General features: G+C 74.4%; 12 protein-coding genes and 1 pseudogene. 6 read left to right on the top strand and 7 right to left on the bottom strand.

The genetic code is table 11. The features are described 5' to 3' along the window. Positions 1-226: 226 nt before the first annotated feature. Both OG946_RS16905 and OG946_RS16910 read left to right on the top strand, forming a co-directional pair. Positions 227-958: an alpha/beta hydrolase gene (locus OG946_RS16905; RefSeq protein ID WP_326796922.1), complete on the top strand. Its 732-nt coding sequence runs from the start codon at positions 227-229 to the stop codon at positions 956-958. A gap of 724 nt (positions 959-1,682) precedes the next feature. Continuing rightward, positions 1,683-2,000 (top strand): annotated as a pseudogene (locus OG946_RS16910) (helix-turn-helix domain-containing protein); the annotation flags it as partial. 37 nt (positions 2,001-2,037) lie between these two features. Here OG946_RS16910 and OG946_RS16915 read toward each other — a convergent pair. The 4 genes from OG946_RS16915 to OG946_RS16930 form a co-directional block, all read right to left on the bottom strand. After that, positions 2,038-2,502, bottom strand: a complete 465-nt coding sequence (locus OG946_RS16915) for a PaaI family thioesterase (RefSeq protein ID WP_326796923.1) — start codon at positions 2,500-2,502, stop codon at positions 2,038-2,040. A gap of 127 nt (positions 2,503-2,629) precedes the next feature. Beyond that, positions 2,630-3,595: an adenosine deaminase gene (gene add, locus OG946_RS16920; protein WP_326796924.1), complete on the bottom strand. Its 966-nt coding sequence runs from the start codon at positions 3,593-3,595 to the stop codon at positions 2,630-2,632. A 14-nt stretch (positions 3,596-3,609) separates the two neighbouring features. Next, a complete protein-coding gene (locus OG946_RS16925; protein ID WP_326796925.1) occupies positions 3,610-4,578 on the bottom strand; it encodes a nucleoside hydrolase in 969 nt (322 codons plus the stop codon). A gap of 52 nt (positions 4,579-4,630) precedes the next feature. Beyond that, the gene (locus OG946_RS16930; RefSeq protein ID WP_326800277.1) at positions 4,631-5,518 is read right to left on the bottom strand and encodes a ribokinase; all 888 of its coding nucleotides are present in this window, start codon (positions 5,516-5,518) and stop codon (positions 4,631-4,633) included. 67 nt (positions 5,519-5,585) lie between these two features. Here OG946_RS16930 and OG946_RS16935 point away from each other — a divergent pair, with 67 nt between their 5' ends. Further along, the gene (locus OG946_RS16935; protein ID WP_326796926.1) at positions 5,586-6,593 is read left to right on the top strand and encodes a LacI family DNA-binding transcriptional regulator; all 1,008 of its coding nucleotides are present in this window, start codon (positions 5,586-5,588) and stop codon (positions 6,591-6,593) included. A 244-nt stretch (positions 6,594-6,837) separates the two neighbouring features. Here OG946_RS16935 and OG946_RS16940 read toward each other — a convergent pair whose 3' ends face one another. Further along, entirely contained in the window at positions 6,838-7,926 is a 1,089-nt protein-coding gene (locus OG946_RS16940) for a methyltransferase domain-containing protein (protein ID WP_326796927.1), read from the bottom strand. 203 nt (positions 7,927-8,129) lie between these two features. Here OG946_RS16940 and OG946_RS16945 point away from each other — a divergent pair, with 203 nt between their 5' ends. Both OG946_RS16945 and OG946_RS16950 read left to right on the top strand, forming a co-directional pair. Continuing rightward, positions 8,130-8,729: a DinB family protein gene (locus tag OG946_RS16945; RefSeq protein WP_326796928.1), complete on the top strand. Its 600-nt coding sequence runs from the start codon at positions 8,130-8,132 to the stop codon at positions 8,727-8,729. A 153-nt stretch (positions 8,730-8,882) separates the two neighbouring features. Next, complete coding sequence (locus OG946_RS16950; protein ID WP_326796929.1) at positions 8,883-9,290, top strand: helix-turn-helix domain-containing protein; 408 nt, start codon at positions 8,883-8,885, stop codon at positions 9,288-9,290. A gap of 48 nt (positions 9,291-9,338) precedes the next feature. On the opposite strand, the gene OG946_RS16955 is transcribed toward OG946_RS16950, so the two are convergent. After that, positions 9,339-9,935, bottom strand: coding sequence for a ClpP family protease (locus OG946_RS16955; protein WP_326796930.1), 597 nt, complete (start codon positions 9,933-9,935; stop codon positions 9,339-9,341). A gap of 2 nt (positions 9,936-9,937) precedes the next feature. After that, on the bottom strand, positions 9,938-10,585 hold the full coding sequence (locus OG946_RS16960; RefSeq protein ID WP_326796931.1) for a ClpP family protease: 648 nt from the start codon (positions 10,583-10,585) through the stop codon (positions 9,938-9,940). Positions 10,586-11,243: 658 nt separating this feature from the next. On the opposite strand from OG946_RS16960, the gene OG946_RS16965 reads away from it, so the two are divergent. Next, on the top strand, positions 11,244-17,816 hold the full coding sequence (locus tag OG946_RS16965) for a PAS domain-containing protein (RefSeq protein WP_326796932.1): 6,573 nt from the start codon (positions 11,244-11,246) through the stop codon (positions 17,814-17,816). The last annotated feature ends 25 nt before the right edge of the window (positions 17,817-17,841 follow it).

The following is a 17,841-nucleotide window of genomic DNA, read 5'->3' on the forward strand; positions in this document are numbered from 1 at the left end:
CGCCTCGGGAAGCCGCGACGAGGCCCCAAGTAGCTCTGCATACGGTGCCCGCGCAAAAACCGATTGGCGGTCAACGACGGCCGCTGCTACCTTCGCGGAGGCCGTGCGAGAGAACGAGGAGGTGGTACCCGTGAACGTATCGACGTGGGTGCTCTCCTCCGGGGTCACGGTCGGGCGATAGGTCGTCCGGGAGCGCCGTTCAAGCGCACTCCCGAAAGGCACGACCATGGCCCTTCACTTCACTTCCGAACAGCGCCTCGACGATCTCCTCGAACGCAAATTCGTCCTCGGCGACATCCCCGGCATCCTGTGGACGCCCGCATCCGCACCGGCACCGCTGATCCTGCTCGGCCACCCCCCGCTCGGACTGCACAAGATGTACCCCCGACTGGTGGCGCGGGCCCAGCACGCCGCGGCGGACGGCTTCGCCGCGGCCACCATCGAGCTCCCCGGGAGCGGTGACCGGCCCCGTTGGGCCACCGCCGAGCAGGCCCGCGCCGACCTGCGCCGGGCCATGAAAGCAGGAGAGCCGGTCAGCGACGAGATCATCGACGCCCTCACCCTCCCGCTCGTCGACAAAGCGGTCCCGGAATGGCAGGCAGCCCTCGACGCCCTCCTGTCGCTGCCCGACATCGGCGGCCCGGTCGGGTACTCGGGGGGAGTGATCTCCATCGGTATCCGGCTTGCGGTGGTCGAGCCGCGCATCGTGGCCGCCGGTCTCTTCGCCGGGAGCTTCGTGCCTCGCGCCATCTTCGAGGAGGCCCGCCAGGTCACCATTCCGCTGCACGTCCTGCTGCAGTGGGACGACGAAGGCAACGACCGGCAGGCGGCCCTGGACCTGTTCGACGCCTTCGGCTCCAAGGAGAAGTCCCTGCACGCCAATATGGGCGGGCACACCGGCGTCCCGCAGTTCGCAGGGGAGGGCGCGGCCCGGTTCTTCACCCGGCACCTGAAGTGAGGCCGGGCTGTCAGGCCATCAGCAGACGATAAGCCATCCTGGCCAGGGTGCTGCTCTTCGAGGGCAGGTCCCGGCGCTCCTCTGCTGATTGCGCCGCGGGGCCCCTGCCAACGCGGCACGGGCCCCGCACTGCCCGAAGCCATGGACAGTTCGACTTCCGCAGTGCTTCGGGTGCTGCCCCATATCGTGTCCAGGCGCTATCCGCTCCCGTGGAACAAAGCCACAACCTTCTCTACGACTTCAAGGCGGCCCGCTACCGCTCGCCGCGCGGCCAGGCTCCCCGGGCCGCTGCTCCTCTCTCCGCCCCGCTCCGACCAGGTCCACCGGCCCGCGCCACGGAAGGCGAGTGCTCAGGAGAAACGACTCACGGCCGGGTCCGGTCCGTAGGCAGGGCTGGGGGACTCGCTCATGCTCGCTAGCAGCCACCCTTGAGAGCGCCCTGTGTTCTGAGCCTCACATGCAGATGTCCGCCACGAGCTGCGGTACAGCAGCAAAGCACAGCAACTACCCCACCAACTACGCCCGTCAACGCCCCTCACTGCCGCGCTGACGGCCTGTACGACCGTAAGTGCCCGATCCTTGTAGAGCTACGGATCAGAAGGTTGCAGGTTCGAATCCTGCCGAGCGCGCACAGCTCAAAGGCCCCCTGGAGATCGTCCAGAGGGTCTTTTGCATGGCGTACAGCAACGCTCATCGCGGCCCCGGCCGGGCGTACCGTGACAGCGTGGCAAACGAAGACCTGGGACGGACCCTCCGTCGTCTCCGCCGTCTGGCGTCCCTGACGCAAGAGGCTCTGGCCGAGCGCTCCGGTGTGTCCGTTGACGTGATCCGCCATCTTGAGCAGGGCCGGAAGCACTCAGCACGCCTCCCGACACTCCACGCCCTGGCGAACGGTCTCGGGGTGGAGCTGACGACGCTCCTTGGCGACCCGCCTGCGGTTGCGTCCACCGGCGAGAGCGACGGCCCGCGGTTCGTAGCCGTACGCCGCGCAGCGCCGCTTACGCCCAGGGTGCCGGGTCCTGAGCTCCGGCTTCGGCGGCAGCGGCTCGGTCACCGCACATGGGGTGCGTCTCTTCTCCTCACCCGGGGACCGGCGTGTTCTCGGGGACTTGTTGCGTGCGGGGTGCCGCGCGTCTGGCCGTGATGACCGTCTGCGTTTGCGTCGTCTGCCCCACCAGCACCCGCTCCTGCGTCTCGAACACATCGGTCTGTACGACGATGACGGACCTCCCGACGTGCAGAGGACGTGCCACTGCCTGTGCGGTGCCCGCGCGAACCGGCCGGAAGAAGTTGGTCTTGGACTCAAGGGTGGACGTGTCGGCTCCTTGCGGCAGATTCAGGTAGGCGCACACGGCGCCGACGGTGTCCGCGAGGGCTATCAGCGCACCGCCGTGGAGCGCCGCGCCGGCCGTGCACAGGCCGGAGGACCAGGGCAGGGTGCCGGTCGCGCGCTCCGCGGTCGCCTCGGTGAGGTCGATTCCCAGGCGCACCGCGAACGGCATGGCGCGCAGGAGGTCAGCGGGGTGGGGGATGTCCGAGGTCATGGCACCACCATGGCCGAGGCCGACTCCGTGGTCGATTACTCCGGGAATCATTGACGTCAGGCGTCACCGGTGCTCGTCTCCTGTCCCCGGCCCACGGTTCCCGTGGGCGTCAACCGCGGCCGTTGGATCAGGCGGCTGGGAGGGTGAAGGAGGCCCGGGCGGCGTTTTCCTGGGCGAGGGATTCGTGCTTGCCGGTCCAGCCGTTGGTGTCCCGCAGGGCGTCGAATTCGCGCTGGAGGGTGGTGGCGGCGGTGGTGCGGATGTCGGTGCTGATGGTGACCGGCAGTCCGTCCGTCAGCAGGACGGTGGCGGGGTGCTCGGCGAGGCTGGACACGGCGCCGGTCCCCACGTTGCTGAGGGGGCACATCTCCAGCGCGATCCGGTCCGTACGCAGCCGGTCGAGGAGCGCGCTGTCGGACGTGCAGCGCACACCGTGGCCGATGCGGCGGGCGCCGAGGACGTCGATGGCCTCCCACATGCTCTCGGGGCCCGCGGCCGCACCCTCCCCGGCGTGCACGGTGCAGGGCAGACCCGCGCTGTGGGCGAGGTCGAAGGCGGCGCGGTGCGGCAGGGCCGGGTACCGCGACTCGTCGCCGGCCAGGTCGAGTCCGGCGACGACATCGCGCTGCCGCAGGGCGGTCTCGGCGACGGCCAGACTCTCGTCCGGGCTCTGGTGGCGCAGACAGCACAGCAGCAGCCCGGTGGCCACGCCCGTGTCGGCCCGTCCGCGTGCCAGCCCCTCGGCAACGGCCCGCACGGCCTCGTCCAGGGTCATGCCCTGATCGCCGTGCAACTGCGGGGCGAAGCGGACCTCGCCGTGGACGACACCGTCGGCCTTCCAGTCCTCGACCAGTTCCCGGGCGGCCCGGGCGAGGGCGTGCGGGGTCTGCAGGAGTCGGATGGGAAGGTCGAGGTACGTGAGGTACGTGGTCAGGCTGCCGCAGGGGTCGGGGGCCACGACCAGGTCCTCAACCGGGCGGTCCAGGGTGATGCCCTGTTCGCGGGCGAGGTCGGCAAGGGTGGCCGGGCGGACGGAGCCGTCGAGGTGGCAGTGGAGTTCGTAGCGCGGGATCGGCGCGGGAGGAGTGCTCATGAAGGTGGTCCCGATCAGAGAGCGGCTGCGGGTGCGGGCGGGGCGAGGGTGCTGACGGTGTCGAAGAGGAGTTTCTTGAACCCGGCCTCGTCCACGCGGCGGACCAGGGTGAGGTTGGGGGCGGGGGCGGACACGCGCCGGTCGATGATCATCTGGCCGCGGGTCTCGTCGGCGACGGAGATGTCGACGTACGTCTGCTCCTGCTCGGTGATCAGGTCGGGCTTGAGCGCCACGGCCATGGCGACGGGGTCGGGCAGGTCGTAGCCGGCCAGCCCGGTGACGTCGCGGGCCCAGTCGGCCACGGTGCGGTTGATGCGGTGCGCGAACGTCGCCATCGGGGTGCCGATGTCCTCCAGGTGCCGCTGGTCGGCCGGGGTCATGACCGCGTCCTTGCGGGAGACGTCCCAGCCGATCCACGTGACCTTGTCCGGCGTGGCGGCCTGCGTCACGATCTTCGCGGCCTCGGGGTCCGCCCAGACGTTGAACTCGCCGGTGGCGGAGATGTTGCCGCGCAGGTCGGCGGCGCCCGCCATGCAGTACACGTGCCGGTAGCGGGTGAACAGGTCCGGGTCGCGCAGCAGAGCGGCAGCGATGTTGGTGAGCGGCGCGAGCGTCACCAGCGTCAACTCCCCGGGGTTCTCGCGCGGGTGGGACAGCAGCACCTCCACCGCGTGAGTGCTCTTGCAGGATGCGCTGGGGTCGGGCAGGCCGATGTCGCCCATGCCGTCCTGGCCGTGTACGTGCTGCGCGCTGGACAGCGTGCGCGTCATCGGCCGGGCGCAGCCGGGGTGGACGGGGATGTCGGTGCGGCCCGCGGTTTCCAGGGAGATGAGAGCGTTGCGGGTTCCGGTCTCGACGGGAACATTGCCGGCCACGGTGGTCACCGCCCTGATGTCGCCGAGTCCGCTGGCGGTGGCGAGCAGCAGCGCGACCGCGTCGTCGGACCCGGTGTCAGAGTCGATGATCAGGGGCAGGGCGGGCATGGACGTGCTCCGTTCATGACGGGTGGGGTGGGTGTGGCGGAAGTGCCGTGGGTCAGCGGGACCGCATGCGGACGAGGTCGCGGGGGCGCGGGAGGGCGCCCCGGGCGCCGGGCGCGGTGACGGCGAAGGCGCCCGCGGCCGTCGCGGCGGCCGCCGCGGCGACGAGGGGGCGGCCATGGGCGAGTTCCGCGGCAAGCACGCCGCAGAAGACGTCTCCTGCGCCGGTGGTGTCGATGACGGTCACGGTGGGGGCGGGGAGGTGCTCGCACTCCCCGCCCTGGTCGACCAGTGCCCCGCCGCCGCCCAGGGTGACGACCGCGCCGGAGGCCGTCCGGCCCAGGATCCGGGCGGCGGATCGGGAGTTGTCGGCCCCGGTGAGCTGCCGGGCCTCGACTTCGTTGACCACCAGCACCGGCCGACGGTCGTCGGACCATACGGGCAGGGCGCCGGCCGGGGCGGCGTTGTGCACCCAGCGCGTACCCGGCGGGAGGTGGTCGGCGACGGCCTGAAGGCAGGGACGCGGGACCTCGCCGCTGGTGAGGACCACGTCCGCCGTATGCGGCCTGAGCACCGTCAGGGCGTCGGTGACGTCCCGGGCCGAGAGCAGTGCGTTGGCGCCGCTGATCACGGCGATGCCGTTCTCGCCGTCCGGGTCCACCATGACCAGTGCCTGGCCGGTCGGGGCGGAAACGTCGGTGATCACCGTGTCGACGTCGACCGAGGCGTTTCGCAGATCGGCCAGTGCCTTGAGGCCGTCGGCATCGCCGCCGACCTTGGCCACCAGATGCGTGGCGGCCCCCATGGTGGCGGCAGCCACGGCCTGATTGGCGCCCTTTCCGCCGAAGCCCTCTGCAAGAGAGGCCACCAGGACCGTTTCGCCCGGAGAGGGAAGGACGGGACAGCGCAGGATCCGGTCGAGATTGACCGAGCCGACGGCCATCACGCGGCCTGGAGAGAATCCGTTCACGCTTCATATCTAATCGTTTAGATGAGACGATGCAAGACCTATGACGAGACGAGAAGCCAAGGCGCCGACGCTGGCGGACGTGGCCCGCACGGCCGGGACCTCCACCGCGGTCGTCAGCTACGTGATGAACAACGGCCCCCGGCCGGTCGCGGCGGACACCCGCGACCGTGTCCTCGCCGCCGCGGCAGAACTCGGCTACCGGCCCAACCGCATCGCCCGCGCCCTGCGATCACGCACCACCGGCGTGGTCGGGCTCATCCTTGCCGACGCCTCCAACCCCTACTTCGGGGCACTGGCCCGGCACGTCGAGCAGGCTCTTGAGCTGCACGAGAAGCTGACACTGATCGGCAACGCGGGGTACTCGCCCGACCGGCAGAAGCACCTCTCCGAACGGTTCCTCACCGCCCAGGTCGACGGGCTGGTCATTGTCTCCGCGGACGGCGGGGCGGACGTCACGGCCGAGGCGGAACGGGCCGGCGTCCCGGCGGTGTACGTCCACAACCAGCCGGAAGGGGTGGGGGTCGCGGCGGTGACGGCGGACAACGATGCCGCGGTCCGGCAGGCCGTCGCGCACCTGCGCGAACACGGACACGCCGACGTCGCCTTCCTCGCAGGACCGCAGGACGCCGGCCCCGTCGGCCGGCGCCGGGCCGCATGGGAGGCGGCGGTCACAGGGGCCGGCGGCTCCCGGCCGCCGCTGCTGCTGCGCTGCGCGTATGCGCGTGCCGCGGCGGCCGACCTGACCGGGTGCTTGATCGGCGAGGGCGCGATGCCCGCGGCGCTCGTCACGGCAACGGACGAACAGGCCATCGGCGTCCTCGCCGGGGCCAGGGCCCACGGCGTTCCCGTACCCGAACGGCTGGCCGTCGTCAGCCTCGACGGCACACCCGACGCGGCGTACACGGCCCCGGCCCTGACGGCCACGGAACAACCCCTACGGGCCATGGCCCAACGCGCCGTAGACCTCCTCCTCAACGGCACCACGCAAGAGCCCCCGGCCACCGCAACCCTCATCCCCCGCCACAGTTGCGGCTGCGGCCCCGCGTAGCGGAGGCGCAGCGGCGGCCGGGCAGGGAGCGGCCCCAGGGGCTCCTGCGGCGGGGAGATCCCTCCGTGCGCCGGGCCGACGCTTCTTGACCGTCGCTGTTGTCTTGGAATGACCTCCACCGGAATCGGTTGGTTTCACCCTCGGACGGCCTTCGCCGTGCGTGGTCTTCACAAGGGCGCGGCCAACGACGCCGACAAGGCGGAGACTTCGCCGAACACTCCGCTGGTGCTGAGGAGGAGTTGTGTCATCGCGGGTTTCCGGGTTCCAGTTTGATCAGGTACGTGGGGGTGCCGGAGAGGTGGATGCGTTGGGTGTGGGTGGGGAGTAGGCCCGCTTGGAGGGCGGGGAGCAGGGGGGTTGGGGTGGGGAGGAGGAGTACTGCGGTGCCGGTGGGGGTGAGGAGGCGGTGGAGTTCTCGCCACCAGGCCGCGGGGGCCTTGGCCATGCGGGCCTTTGCCTCGACCTGGGTGCCCCACGGGGGGTTGCACACGATGCGGTCGACCGTTCCGTCCGGGAGGGGGAGTCTGCCTGCGTCTGCCCGTTCGAGGTGGATGCGGACTGCCGCCGCCATTCTCTTGTTCGCGCTTGCCGCCTTCAGTGCGGTCTCGTCTATGTCGTAGCCCCGGTACTGTCCCGCCTCCGGGTGGGCCAGTGCCGCCTCAATCAGCACCGTTCCCGCCCCGCAGCACGGGTCCAGGACCGTGTGGCCCCGGCCGATGTCCGCCAGTCTCGTCATCGCCGCCGCCAGCGGCGGGTGCAGTGTTCCCCGTACCGTCGCCTGCTTGTACGGGCGGCGGTGGAGCGGGCGCGGGGTGATGCGGAGCATCAGCGTCGCCTCGGTGCCGTCCAGCGTCAGGCGCCACGACGCGTAGTCCGGCGGGGGTGCGCCCTTCGTGCGGCGCGGGTGGTACGGCACCTTCAGTCGCGCCGCCAGTGCGTTGCCGACCGCGTCCTCCACGTCGTACCTGTTGAAGCTCCGCCTCCCCAGGAAGGATGCGGATACCTCCAGCCCCGGGGGTTTGACGGTGTTCCCCAGCAGGGTGTTGCGGTGCTGGATCAATCTCGCCGAGTCAGTTTTCGAGGCGAGTTCTGTCAGTCCCGGGACGCCTGATTTTCTCGTTCCTACGTCCCTCCCCCTCGCCGCCAGCAGAAACACGTCGTCCGCCGTCCGCAGCCCCGTCACCCCCGTGTCGTACGGGCGCCAGGCCCTGAAGTGCACGGAGCGGTGTCCGACCGCGGTGATGCTGCCCAGTTCGCGTTGCAGGATCTCGGCCGCCAACTGCGGTTCCAGACCGCGTGCGGACCGAGCGACGAAGTGTGCGTCGTCGCGCATGATGACCGTTCTTCTCCCACGCCAAGGCCCGGGACGGCGCCACGCCGCCCCGCCTCGTCGGCGACGGGGGATCCTCGCCTCGCCGACGGCGCCTAGCGCAGGTGGAAGAAGTACATGCCCCCGATCCTACGGGCGGCGGCCCCGGCGCGGGCGGGTGGTGGCCCTCCGCTCGTGCGGTCGGGTGCAGTGCGATGCTGGTGGGCATGGCCGACACCGATCCCAAGGCGGACCTCCACCGCTATCTGCGGGCCGCGCGCGAAGCGCTGCTCTGGAAGCTCGACGGGCTGTCCGAGTACGAGGCACGGCGTCCGCTGACGCCGACCGCCACCAACCTGCTCGGGCTCGTCAAGCACCTGATCGGCTGCGAGACCGCGTACTTCGGCGACACCTTCGGGCGCCCCTTCGGCGAGACGGTGCCCTGGCTCGACGGTCCGGACGCCGAGGTGCCCAACGTCGACATGTGGGCCACCGCCGACGAGTCCCGCGAGGACATCGTCCATCTCTACGAGCGCGCCTGCGCGCACTCCGACGCGACGATCGAGGCGTTCGCCCTGGACGACCTCGGGCGCGTGCCGCACTGGCCCGAGGACGGGGCCGAGGTGTCGCTGCACCGCGTGCTCGTCCACATGCTCGCCGAGACCCACCGGCACGCCGGGCACGCCGACATCGTCCGCGAGCTGGTCGACGGCGCCGCCGGGATGCGGCAGGGCAACGACAACATGCCGGACGGCGATCGCGCCTGGTGGGAGTCCTACCGGCGGAAGGTCGAGGATGCGGCCCGGGAGGCTCAGGGGCGGCAGTGAGTCCGGAATGGGGAGTCACGGAGTCGCTGCTTGGGAGTCGGGTCCCGGAGGTTCTTCTGTGCGGGGCCTCCCCCTCCGTTCGCCTTCGGCGATTCTGCCGTTGGCAGATCGCCCACCCCTTCCCTCCTCGCCCCGCCCGCCTAGGCTGAGACCGTGACCCACCACGCGCCGAACCGCCCCGCCCGCGTCCTCCCCCTGCGTCCCCCCGCGCCCGAGGCGGCCGACGGGCGCGAGCCGCTGTGGCGGCAGGTCGTCGGGGGTGTGCTGCGGCGGGAGCGGCTGGCCCAGGAGCGTACGTTGAAGGACGTCGCCGACGCCGCGCGGATCTCCATGCCGTACCTCTCCGAGGTCGAACGCGGGCTGAAGGAAGCCTCGTCCGAAGTCCTCGCCGCCGCCGCGCAGGCGCTCGGGCTCCGGCTGGCCGACCTGCTCGCGCTCGTGCACGGCGAGATCGTCCGCCTCTCCGCCATACACGACCGGGAGCGGCCCGCCGGGCTCTCCTCCGTCACCGAACTGCCCAGCGCCCGTTCGCGCCCCGGCGACGTGCGGCTCGCCGCCTGATCCGCCTGAAGTGGCGGCACAGCGGGGCGTCCCCGCTGTGCCGGCCCCTCACAACTGGCGCTTGCTGATCACCTGGTCCGCCAGGCCGTACGCCACCGCGTCCTGCGCGGTGAACACCTTGTCCCTGTCCGTGTCCGCCCGCAGCGTCGCCACCTCGTGGCCCGTGTGCCGCGCCAGCACCTCCTCCATCTGCGTCCGGATCCGCAGGATCTCCTTCGCCTCCAGGCTCAGGTCGGACACCGTGCCGCGCCGCACGCCGCTCGCCGGCTGGCCCAGCAGGACCCGCGCGTGTTCCAGTACGAAGCGGCGGCCCTTCTCCCCGCCCGCGAGCAGCACCGCCGCGGTGGACGCCGCCTGCCCGACGCAGTACGTGGAGATGGGGGCGCCGACGAACGTCATCGTGTCGTAGATCGCCATCAGCGAGGTGTACGAGCCGCCGGGCGAGTTGATGTAGATCGAGATCTCGCTGCCGGGGCTCGCCGACTCCAGGTGGAGGAGCTGGGCGATGACGACGTTCGCGACGCCGTCGTCGATCTCGGTGCCGAGGAAGATGATCCGTTCCGAGAGCAGCCGGCTGTAGATGTCGTACGCGCGCTCGCCGTGCGCCGTGCGCTCGACCACGTTCGGGATCGTGTACTGGCTCATGGTCACAGCCCCATCCGTCGCTTCGAACCTGCCGGGCGGATGTCGGCCAGCGACTCGACGACCTGGTCCACCATCCCGTACTCCTTCGCCTGCCCCGCCGTGAACCACCGGTCGCGGTCGCCGTCGCGCGAGATCGTCGCCTGGTCCTGGCCCGTGTGCTCGGCGAGGAGGCGTTCCATCAGCGTCTTGCTGTACGCGAGGTTGTCCGCCTGGATCTCGATGTCGGCCGCGCTGCCGCCGATGCCCGCGGAGGGCTGGTGCATCATGATGCGCGCGTGCGGCAGCGCGAAGCGCTTGCCCTTCGTGCCGACCGTGAGCAGGAACTGCCCCATGCTGGCGGCGAAGCCCATGGCGAGCGTCGCCACGTCGTTGGGGATCAGCCGCATCGTGTCGTAGATGGCGAGTCCGGCGTGGACGGAGCCGCCGGGGCTGTTGACGTAGAGCGCGATGTCGGTGCGCGGGTCCTCGGCGGACAGGAGGAGGAGCTGCGCGCAGACGCGGTTCGCGGAGGCGTCGGTGACCTCGGTGCCGAGGAGGACGATGCGCTGGCCGAGGAGTTGGGCGGCCAGGTGGTCGTCGAACCTCGACGGGGGCGGTGCGTCCTCTTCTTCCGCGCGCGGTGTCAGTGCGGTGCGGGCCGCTGGTGTCATCGTGCCTCCCTCATGGACGGGTGCTGCTTGCCTTGCTTCCACCGTCGGCCGGAGGCGGCCGGAAGGGGAGGGATCTTTGCCCGCGGCAGATTCGCCCGTGGCAGAGGTACGGCGGGGAGGGCCGGGGGCCGTTGGGAGGTACGTGCGATTTGTTGCGTTGGGGCGCTTCCGCCGGGCGGTGTGCTTCTACGCCACCGCACCCGGCGGGATCGGGATCTGTGTCCAGCCGGTGAAGAAACCGCCGACGACCAGCAGCACGAACGGCGGCGCGACCGACGCCAGGGCGGTGGCGCGCGGCTTTCCCGGCTGCCGGAATCGTCGCGTTCCGTCTTCGTGCCGCCCGTCCCCCGGTTCCGTTCTTCACCTACCCTGCCGCCGGCGCCGGGCAGTTGCCGCGCTGGGCCGTACTGCCCGTACCGTTCGGCGGACGGCACGGCCGCCGGGCCCCTCCGGCCGCTCCCCGGTGGCACCCGGCGGAGTTGTGGTGGCGGCGTGACGATTCTCATCCGCCGTCCCCCGGGCAACGGGGGACCGTAGACTCCTCTCGTGGCACGGCCACCGGCGCGCACGGGGTGAACGCGGTGCGTACGGGAAGCGCGACGGCGCGTAGGCAGGCCGCACCGCACAGCAAGAACGGTCGTCGAGGAGGAAGTTCGTCGTGAGCAGCCGGCCATCCCGAGGCGCTGCTCGCCTCGCCGCCATACTCGACGCGCTCCCCGACGCGCTGCTCCTCGTCGACACCAACGGCACCGTCGTCGCCGCCAACCGCGTCGCGCTGGAGACCTTCGAGCGGCCCGGCGCGGCGGTCGTCGGCCGCGGGCTGCTCGACCTGCTGCCGGACTTCGACCCGCAGCTCATCCCCGGTTCCATGCGCCGCCCCCGCGGCGACTCCGCCGGTTCCGTCGCGCCCGACGCGGGGCTGCGCCCCGAGGAGCGGACGAAGCCGCTGCGCCTGGCCGCCCGCCGCACCGACGGCAGCGCCTTCCCCGCCGAGGTCACCAGCGCCGACCTGGAGGACGGCCCCGGCGGCGAGTCCCCGTACGCGCCCGGCCACCACTACACGGGCGACGAGCTGCTGATGCTCGTCGTACGGGACCTCACGGGCTCCGCCGAGGTCGAGGCCGAGCTGCACCGGCAGCGCCGGCAGACCGAGATGATCCTGCGCGCCGCCGCCGAGGGCATCGTCGGCACGGACACCACCGGCAAGGTCGTCCTCGTCAACCCCTCCGCCGCGCAGATCCTCGGCTACCGCGCCAGCGAACTCGGCGGCGCCGACCTCCACCCCCTCGTCCACCACTCCCGCCCCGACGGCACCCCCCTGCCGTACGAGGAGACCCCGATCGCCGACACCCTGCGCTCGGGGCGCAAGCACCGCGTACGCGGCCAGGTGCTCTGGGGCCGCGACGGGCAGCCGGTGCCGGTGGACATGACGACCGCCCCGGTGCGCGACGGCGACCAACTCGTCGGCGCCGTCCTCGCCTTCACCGACCGGCGGCGGCGCGACGCGCTGGAGGCCCGGCTCGCGCAGTTGCAGGCGGTGCTCGACGTCGCGCTGCGCGGCCCGCTCGACACGCTCCGCGCGGAGCTGAACACGCTCGTCGACGACCCGGCCGGGCAGCTCTGGCCCGAGGCCAACCAGACGCTGCGCCACCTCTCCGCCGGCTACGGGCGGATGACCGCGCTCATCGACAGCGTGCTCGACTTCCAGCGGCTGGACACCGGCAAGGCGCGTCTCGCGATGGAGACGGTGAACCTTGAGGACGTGGTGCACGCCGCGACCGAGGGTGCGGACGAGCTGATCGGCCCCGGGCGGGCGCAGTTCGTGGTGCACGCGCCGCAGATGGAGATCGAGGCGGACGGGCGGTGGCTGGCGCTGGCGCTGGCGCACCTGATCGCGGAGGTCGCGGGGATCGACGCCACGGGGCAGCGGACGGCGGGGGCGTCGGACGCGCCGGTGGTGGTGGCGGCGGCCCGGCGGGGCGATGTGGTCCGGATAGAGGTGCAGGGGCCGCGGGGGGTCGGTGGCGGTCGTACGGGATCCGCCGGTGCGGGGGCGGCGACCGGGGCGGGTTCGGTGCACGAGCCGCTTGCGCGGGGCGTGGCGCTGCTGCACGGCGGGATACTGCAGACGCACGAGGTGCCGGGGCAGAGCGGCGGTGCGTATCTGCTGGAGGTGCCGGTGCAGGCGGCGGGTCCTGCGGCGCGGGTGGCGCGGGGGCGGGAGACGTCGGGGCGCGGCCGGGACACGGGGAACGAGACGACGGTCATGCCGGGCGCGGAGGCGCCGGGGCGGGGGGCGTCGGGGTCTTCGGGGTCGTCCGGGGCTTCTGGATCGTCGGGGTCTTCGGGTGGCGCGGGAGCTTCGGGCGAGTTGGCCGTGCCCGGTGGGGCGGCCGGGTCCGCGGGTGGTTCGGGTGGCGCTGCAGGGGACGGTACGGCCGGGGGCGGGGCTTCCGGTGGCGGTGCTGCCGGTGGCGGTTCTGCCGGGCGCACGGGCGGTGGGCGGCGGCGGCGCGCTGCTCCCCCCGCCGAGGAGTCGGGCGACGGAGCGGGAACACCCCCGCGCGGTACGGGTGTCGGCGGTACGGGCACGGGTACGGGCCGGCGCCGGCGCGGGGCGACACCGGCGGCGGGGGTGCCGGCGGGTGCCGGGGCTCCCGGTGGGCCCGGTGCGGGGGCGCCCTCGGAGGGCGTCGCGGTGGCGGGGCTGCCGCCGGGGCAGGGCGCGGATGACGGTGCGGGGCGCGGCGGTGCGGGTGCGGTAGGCGGTCGCGGGGCCGGTGCGACGGAGGCCGGTGGGCCGGCGGTTGCCCAGGACCCGGGTCACACGCCCGGGCACGGTACGCCGCAGGGTGCGGCGGCGCCCGAGGCGGTCGGCGGCGTCGCCGGGCAGGCGGCTCCCGGTGGCCCGACGCCGCCGCACGGCACGAGCGGGGCCGGTGGACGCCGGCGGCGGGCGGTGCCGGAGAGGGCGCAGGGCGCGTACGACGGCGGGAGCGGTGCGCCGGCGCCGGGGGGCGGCGACGCGGACGGCGCACGGAACGGCGCGCAGGACGGGGCGCAGGACGGGGCCGGCGCAGCGGCGGGCGGTACGGGCGACGCGGGCGAGGCCGGCGTCGTGGACACCGGCGCGGCGGCGGTCGGGCACGCCCTCCCCGGTACGCAAGGTCGCGGCCGTCGCCGCCGGCCCGTGGGCCAGGGGCCGGGCAGCCAACAGCAGCAGGACCGCCCCGAGTCGGGCGAACCCGCGACGGGCGGCCGCCGCAGGCCCGTAGGACGTGGCCCGGCCGGGCCGGAAGGACCCGAGAGCGGGCCGGGCGGACCGGCCGACTTCGAGGGGCATGCCGCTCCGGGTGGCCCCGGAGAGCGCGGCGGCCAGGGCGGATACGACGGACCCGCCGCGCCCGGCGGCCCCGCGGAGCGCGGTGGCCAAGGTGCGTACGACGGTTCGGGTGAGCGTGAAGGTCACCGCGTCCCTGGTGGACGTGGCGGAGCGGCCGGGCCGGAGGGTGACGGCGGTCCGGGCGTACCGGCGGGCGCAGGCGGATACGGCGGTCCTGAGGGCCGCGGCGGCGGTCCTGACGCGTACGACGAGGGTCACGGCCCCGGCGGGCGCGGCGGCCCAAGTGGGCCTGACGGAACGGGCGGTCAGGGCGGTACCGGCGGGCCGCAGGGACGTGGCGGCCGGGGTCGCCCGGGCGGGCGCGGCGGTCAGGGCGGGTTCGACGGCCCGGATGGGCCCGAGGGACCGGACGGCCCGATGGGGCCCGGAGGTCCGATGGGGCCCGGAGGTCCGATGGGGCCCGGAGGTCCGGGTGGCCCGGGAGGGCGCGGCGGACCAGGCGGGCACGGCGGACCAGGCGGTGGTCAGGCAGGACCGGGCGGACCCGGCGCGCCGGGCGGGCCGGTCGGCCCCGCGGCGCCCGGTGGCCCCGGCGGACCGGTCGGCCCCAACGGCCCGGCCGGTCCCGGCCCCTTGCCTCCCGGCGGCCCCACCGCCCACACCGGCCCCGGCGCCCGCATGGGCCCGGGTGCGCATGCCGAGCCGGTAGACCACCCTTCGCGTACGGGCCACACCCCCGGCCACGTCGAACCGCTGGACCCCGCCGAGTACGACGACCCGGCGGCCCCCGGCGGCCACCCGGCGCGCGGTCGCCGGGGCGGGCCCGCGTACACGGCGGGCCCGGGTGAGTACGACGGCGCGGGCCGCGGCCCTTCCCGTGCACGGCAGTTGCCCGGCGGACACGACGCCCCGGCGGGCCGCCCCGGCACGCGCGACGACCGGGGCGGGTACGCGGACCCCGACGCCCCGGCGGGCGAGTACGACAACTCGGCCGCGCCCGGCCCCCGGACGCGCGGCAACCCGGGCGCCTACGCGGGCCGGGGCGACCCCGGCGACCCGGCCACAGGCGAGTACGACGACGCGGCGCACCCGGGCGACGGCAGGTCCCGTAGCCGGAACGACTCCGGCGGGTACGCGGGGCCGCCCGCCCCCGGCGAGTACGACGACGCCGGCTACGCGGGCCCCGACGGCCCGGCCGGCAGCGGAGCGTACGACGAGACACCCCCCGGCCGCGGCCCCGCACGTGCGCAGGGCGACCCCGGCGGATACGCAGAACCCGGCGGCCCCCACGGCCCGGCCGGGGCGTACGACGAGCCCGCAACTGCCTGGCGCGGGCCCTCCGTTGCCCAGGGCGACACCGGTGGCGCGGTTTCCGCCGGGCGGCTGGAGCCCGCCGATCCCGCCGGGCACCGGGGCGGGGCCGGGCACCCCGCCGCCCTGCCCGCCGGGCAGAACTCCGGGGCGCCGCAACTGCCCCAGGGCACCACCGACCCCGGCGTACGGAACGTCCAGGGCACCCCCGTGCCTCCCGGCGGTATCGGTCCTGCGCAGCCGCAGCACCCCACCGGGCGGCGCCGCCGCCCCGCCGCACCCGCCGACGCCCCGCAGGCCGCGCCCGCGCTGCCCCCCGGTCCCGCGACCCCCGACCCGGACACCGGTCCTCATCCCCGCTCCCAGAACCCCGGCGGCTACGACGACGCCCCGCCCCCCTACACCCCCCGGCCCCGCCGGGGCACCGGCCGCCCCGTGCAGGACCCCGACACCGGCCCCTACCCCCACGACGGCAACCGCGGCGCCGCCACCGGCGACGACACGGGCGAGGTCCGCACCGTACGCGCCTCGCAGACGCCGCACCCCGGCCACGGCACTCCGGACACCCCGCAGCCCCGGCGCGGCGCCCCCACCCCCGCCGTGCCCGCCCAGCACGACCCCCGTACGCAGGGCGACGGCCGCCCGCAGGACGACCCCCGCGACCGGCGCGCCCAGGACGACCCCCGTACGCAAGGCGACCCCCGCACCCACGGCGGCAACGTCCCCCGCCAGCACGGCCCGCAGGCCCCCGCCGCCCAAGGCCCAGCCGCCCAGGCCCCCGCCGCCGGCCCCCACGCCTCCGGCCACACCCCCGTGCCCGTAGACCCGCGGCACGGGATGCAGACCCCCGCCCGCGGCGTCGACCCGCGCCGCGCGACCGCCGACCCCGCCGCCGCCCAGGCCACCCCCGCCCCGCCCACGGTCCCCGCACAGGACACCCCGCCCGCGGCCGCGCCCCAGGCGCCGCCCCGCAACGCCCCGGACCCCGCCCACGCCCAGGCCACCCCCGCCGACGCCCCCGGACCCCGCCCGGCCGCGTCCGGCTCCGCCCCGACCCCGGCCGGCCGCGGCGGCGCCACCCGCTTCGCCCGCTCCGCCGCGACCCCGGCGATGCCGGAGTTGCCGGCGCAGCAGTCGGGCCCCATCAGTGTGCGCACCCTCGGGCAGGGCGTCGCCTACGTCGACCAGCCCGGCTCACCGACGCAAGGCGGCCAGGGCACCCAGGGCGGCCAAGGCGGCCCGCCCTCCCAAGGCGGCCAGGGCACCCAAGGCGGCCAAGGCGGCCAAGGCCCCCGGAACGGCCCGGGTCCCCAGAACCGCCCCGAGGACACCCCCCGGGACCCCCGCGGCACCCACAGCCAGACCACCGGCACCGGCACCGGCACCGGCACCGGCACCCACAGCCGGAACACCCCCGCCGGAGCCCGAACCCACGACCCCCACGACCCGTACGACCCCGCCCACGACTCCGCGTACGACCCCTACGCCGCCGGCGACCCCGCGCACGCCCCCGCCCACGACCCGTACGACTCCGCCGACGAGCACACCGGCGGCCGCCGGCGCCGCCTCGGCGCCGGGTCCCCCGGGGACGGCGCGCCCCCGCGCGGCGGCAACCCGCCCCCCGCGGAAGCGCCCCCGCAGCAGCATGCACCCCACGCGCCCCACGCCCCCCACCGCCCCGCGCCCCGCCCCGGCACCACCCCCCGGCGGGACGCCATCGGGCGCGCCTTCGCCATAGGGGCTCCCGACGCCTCCGCCGCCGAGGGCCCCGAGCCGCTCGACGGGCGCCACGGCGTCATCGAGGTCGCCGCGCAGGACCCCGAGACGACCCCGCTGCGGCTCGACGACGAGATGCCCCCCGAGCCGCTGGACAACCCGCGCCGGCTGCTCGTCTGGCCCGAGCCCGACGCCGCCACCCAGCAGGCGCTGACCGCGCGCAACTACCGCCCCGTCGTCGTCCACTCCCGCGAGGAGCTGGACGCGCAGATCTCCGTCTCCCCCGCCGGTCTCTTCGTGGACCCGCTGACCGGCCCGATCACCCGCACCGCGCTGCAGTCGCTGCGCAAGGCGGCGGTGGCGGCGTCCGTACCGGTGCTGGTCACGGCCGGTCTCGGGCAGGCGACGCGGGAGGCGGCGTACGGGGCGGACCCGGCGGTCCTGCTGAAGGCGCTGGCGCCGCGCGACAGCGAGCAGCACCCGCCGCGCGTGCTCCTCTTCGAGGAGAACCCCGACATCGCGGACGCGCTGGCGGCGACGCTGGAGCGGCGCGGCATGCAGGTCATGCACGCCACGTCGGACGAGGCGGCGGTGGACCTGGCGACGCGCTTCCGGCCGAACCTGGTCGTGATGGACCTGATGCGGATCCGCCGCCGGCGTACGGGCATCGTGGACTGGCTGAACGCGAACGGGATGCTCAACCGGACCCCGATGGTGGTCTACACGGCCGTCGACATCAACCGCGCGGAACTGCCGCGGCTGCGGTCGGGGGAGACGGTGCTGTTCCTGGCGGAGCGGTCGACGAGCGCCGAGGTGCAGAACCGAATCGTCGACCTGCTGGCCAAGATCGGCACCACGTAGACGGCACGGCGGCCGTCCACGGGTG

Origin of the sequence: Streptomyces sp. NBC_01808 (assembly GCF_035917395.1) — a bacterium.
GTDB lineage: Bacteria > Actinomycetota > Actinomycetes > Streptomycetales > Streptomycetaceae > Streptomyces.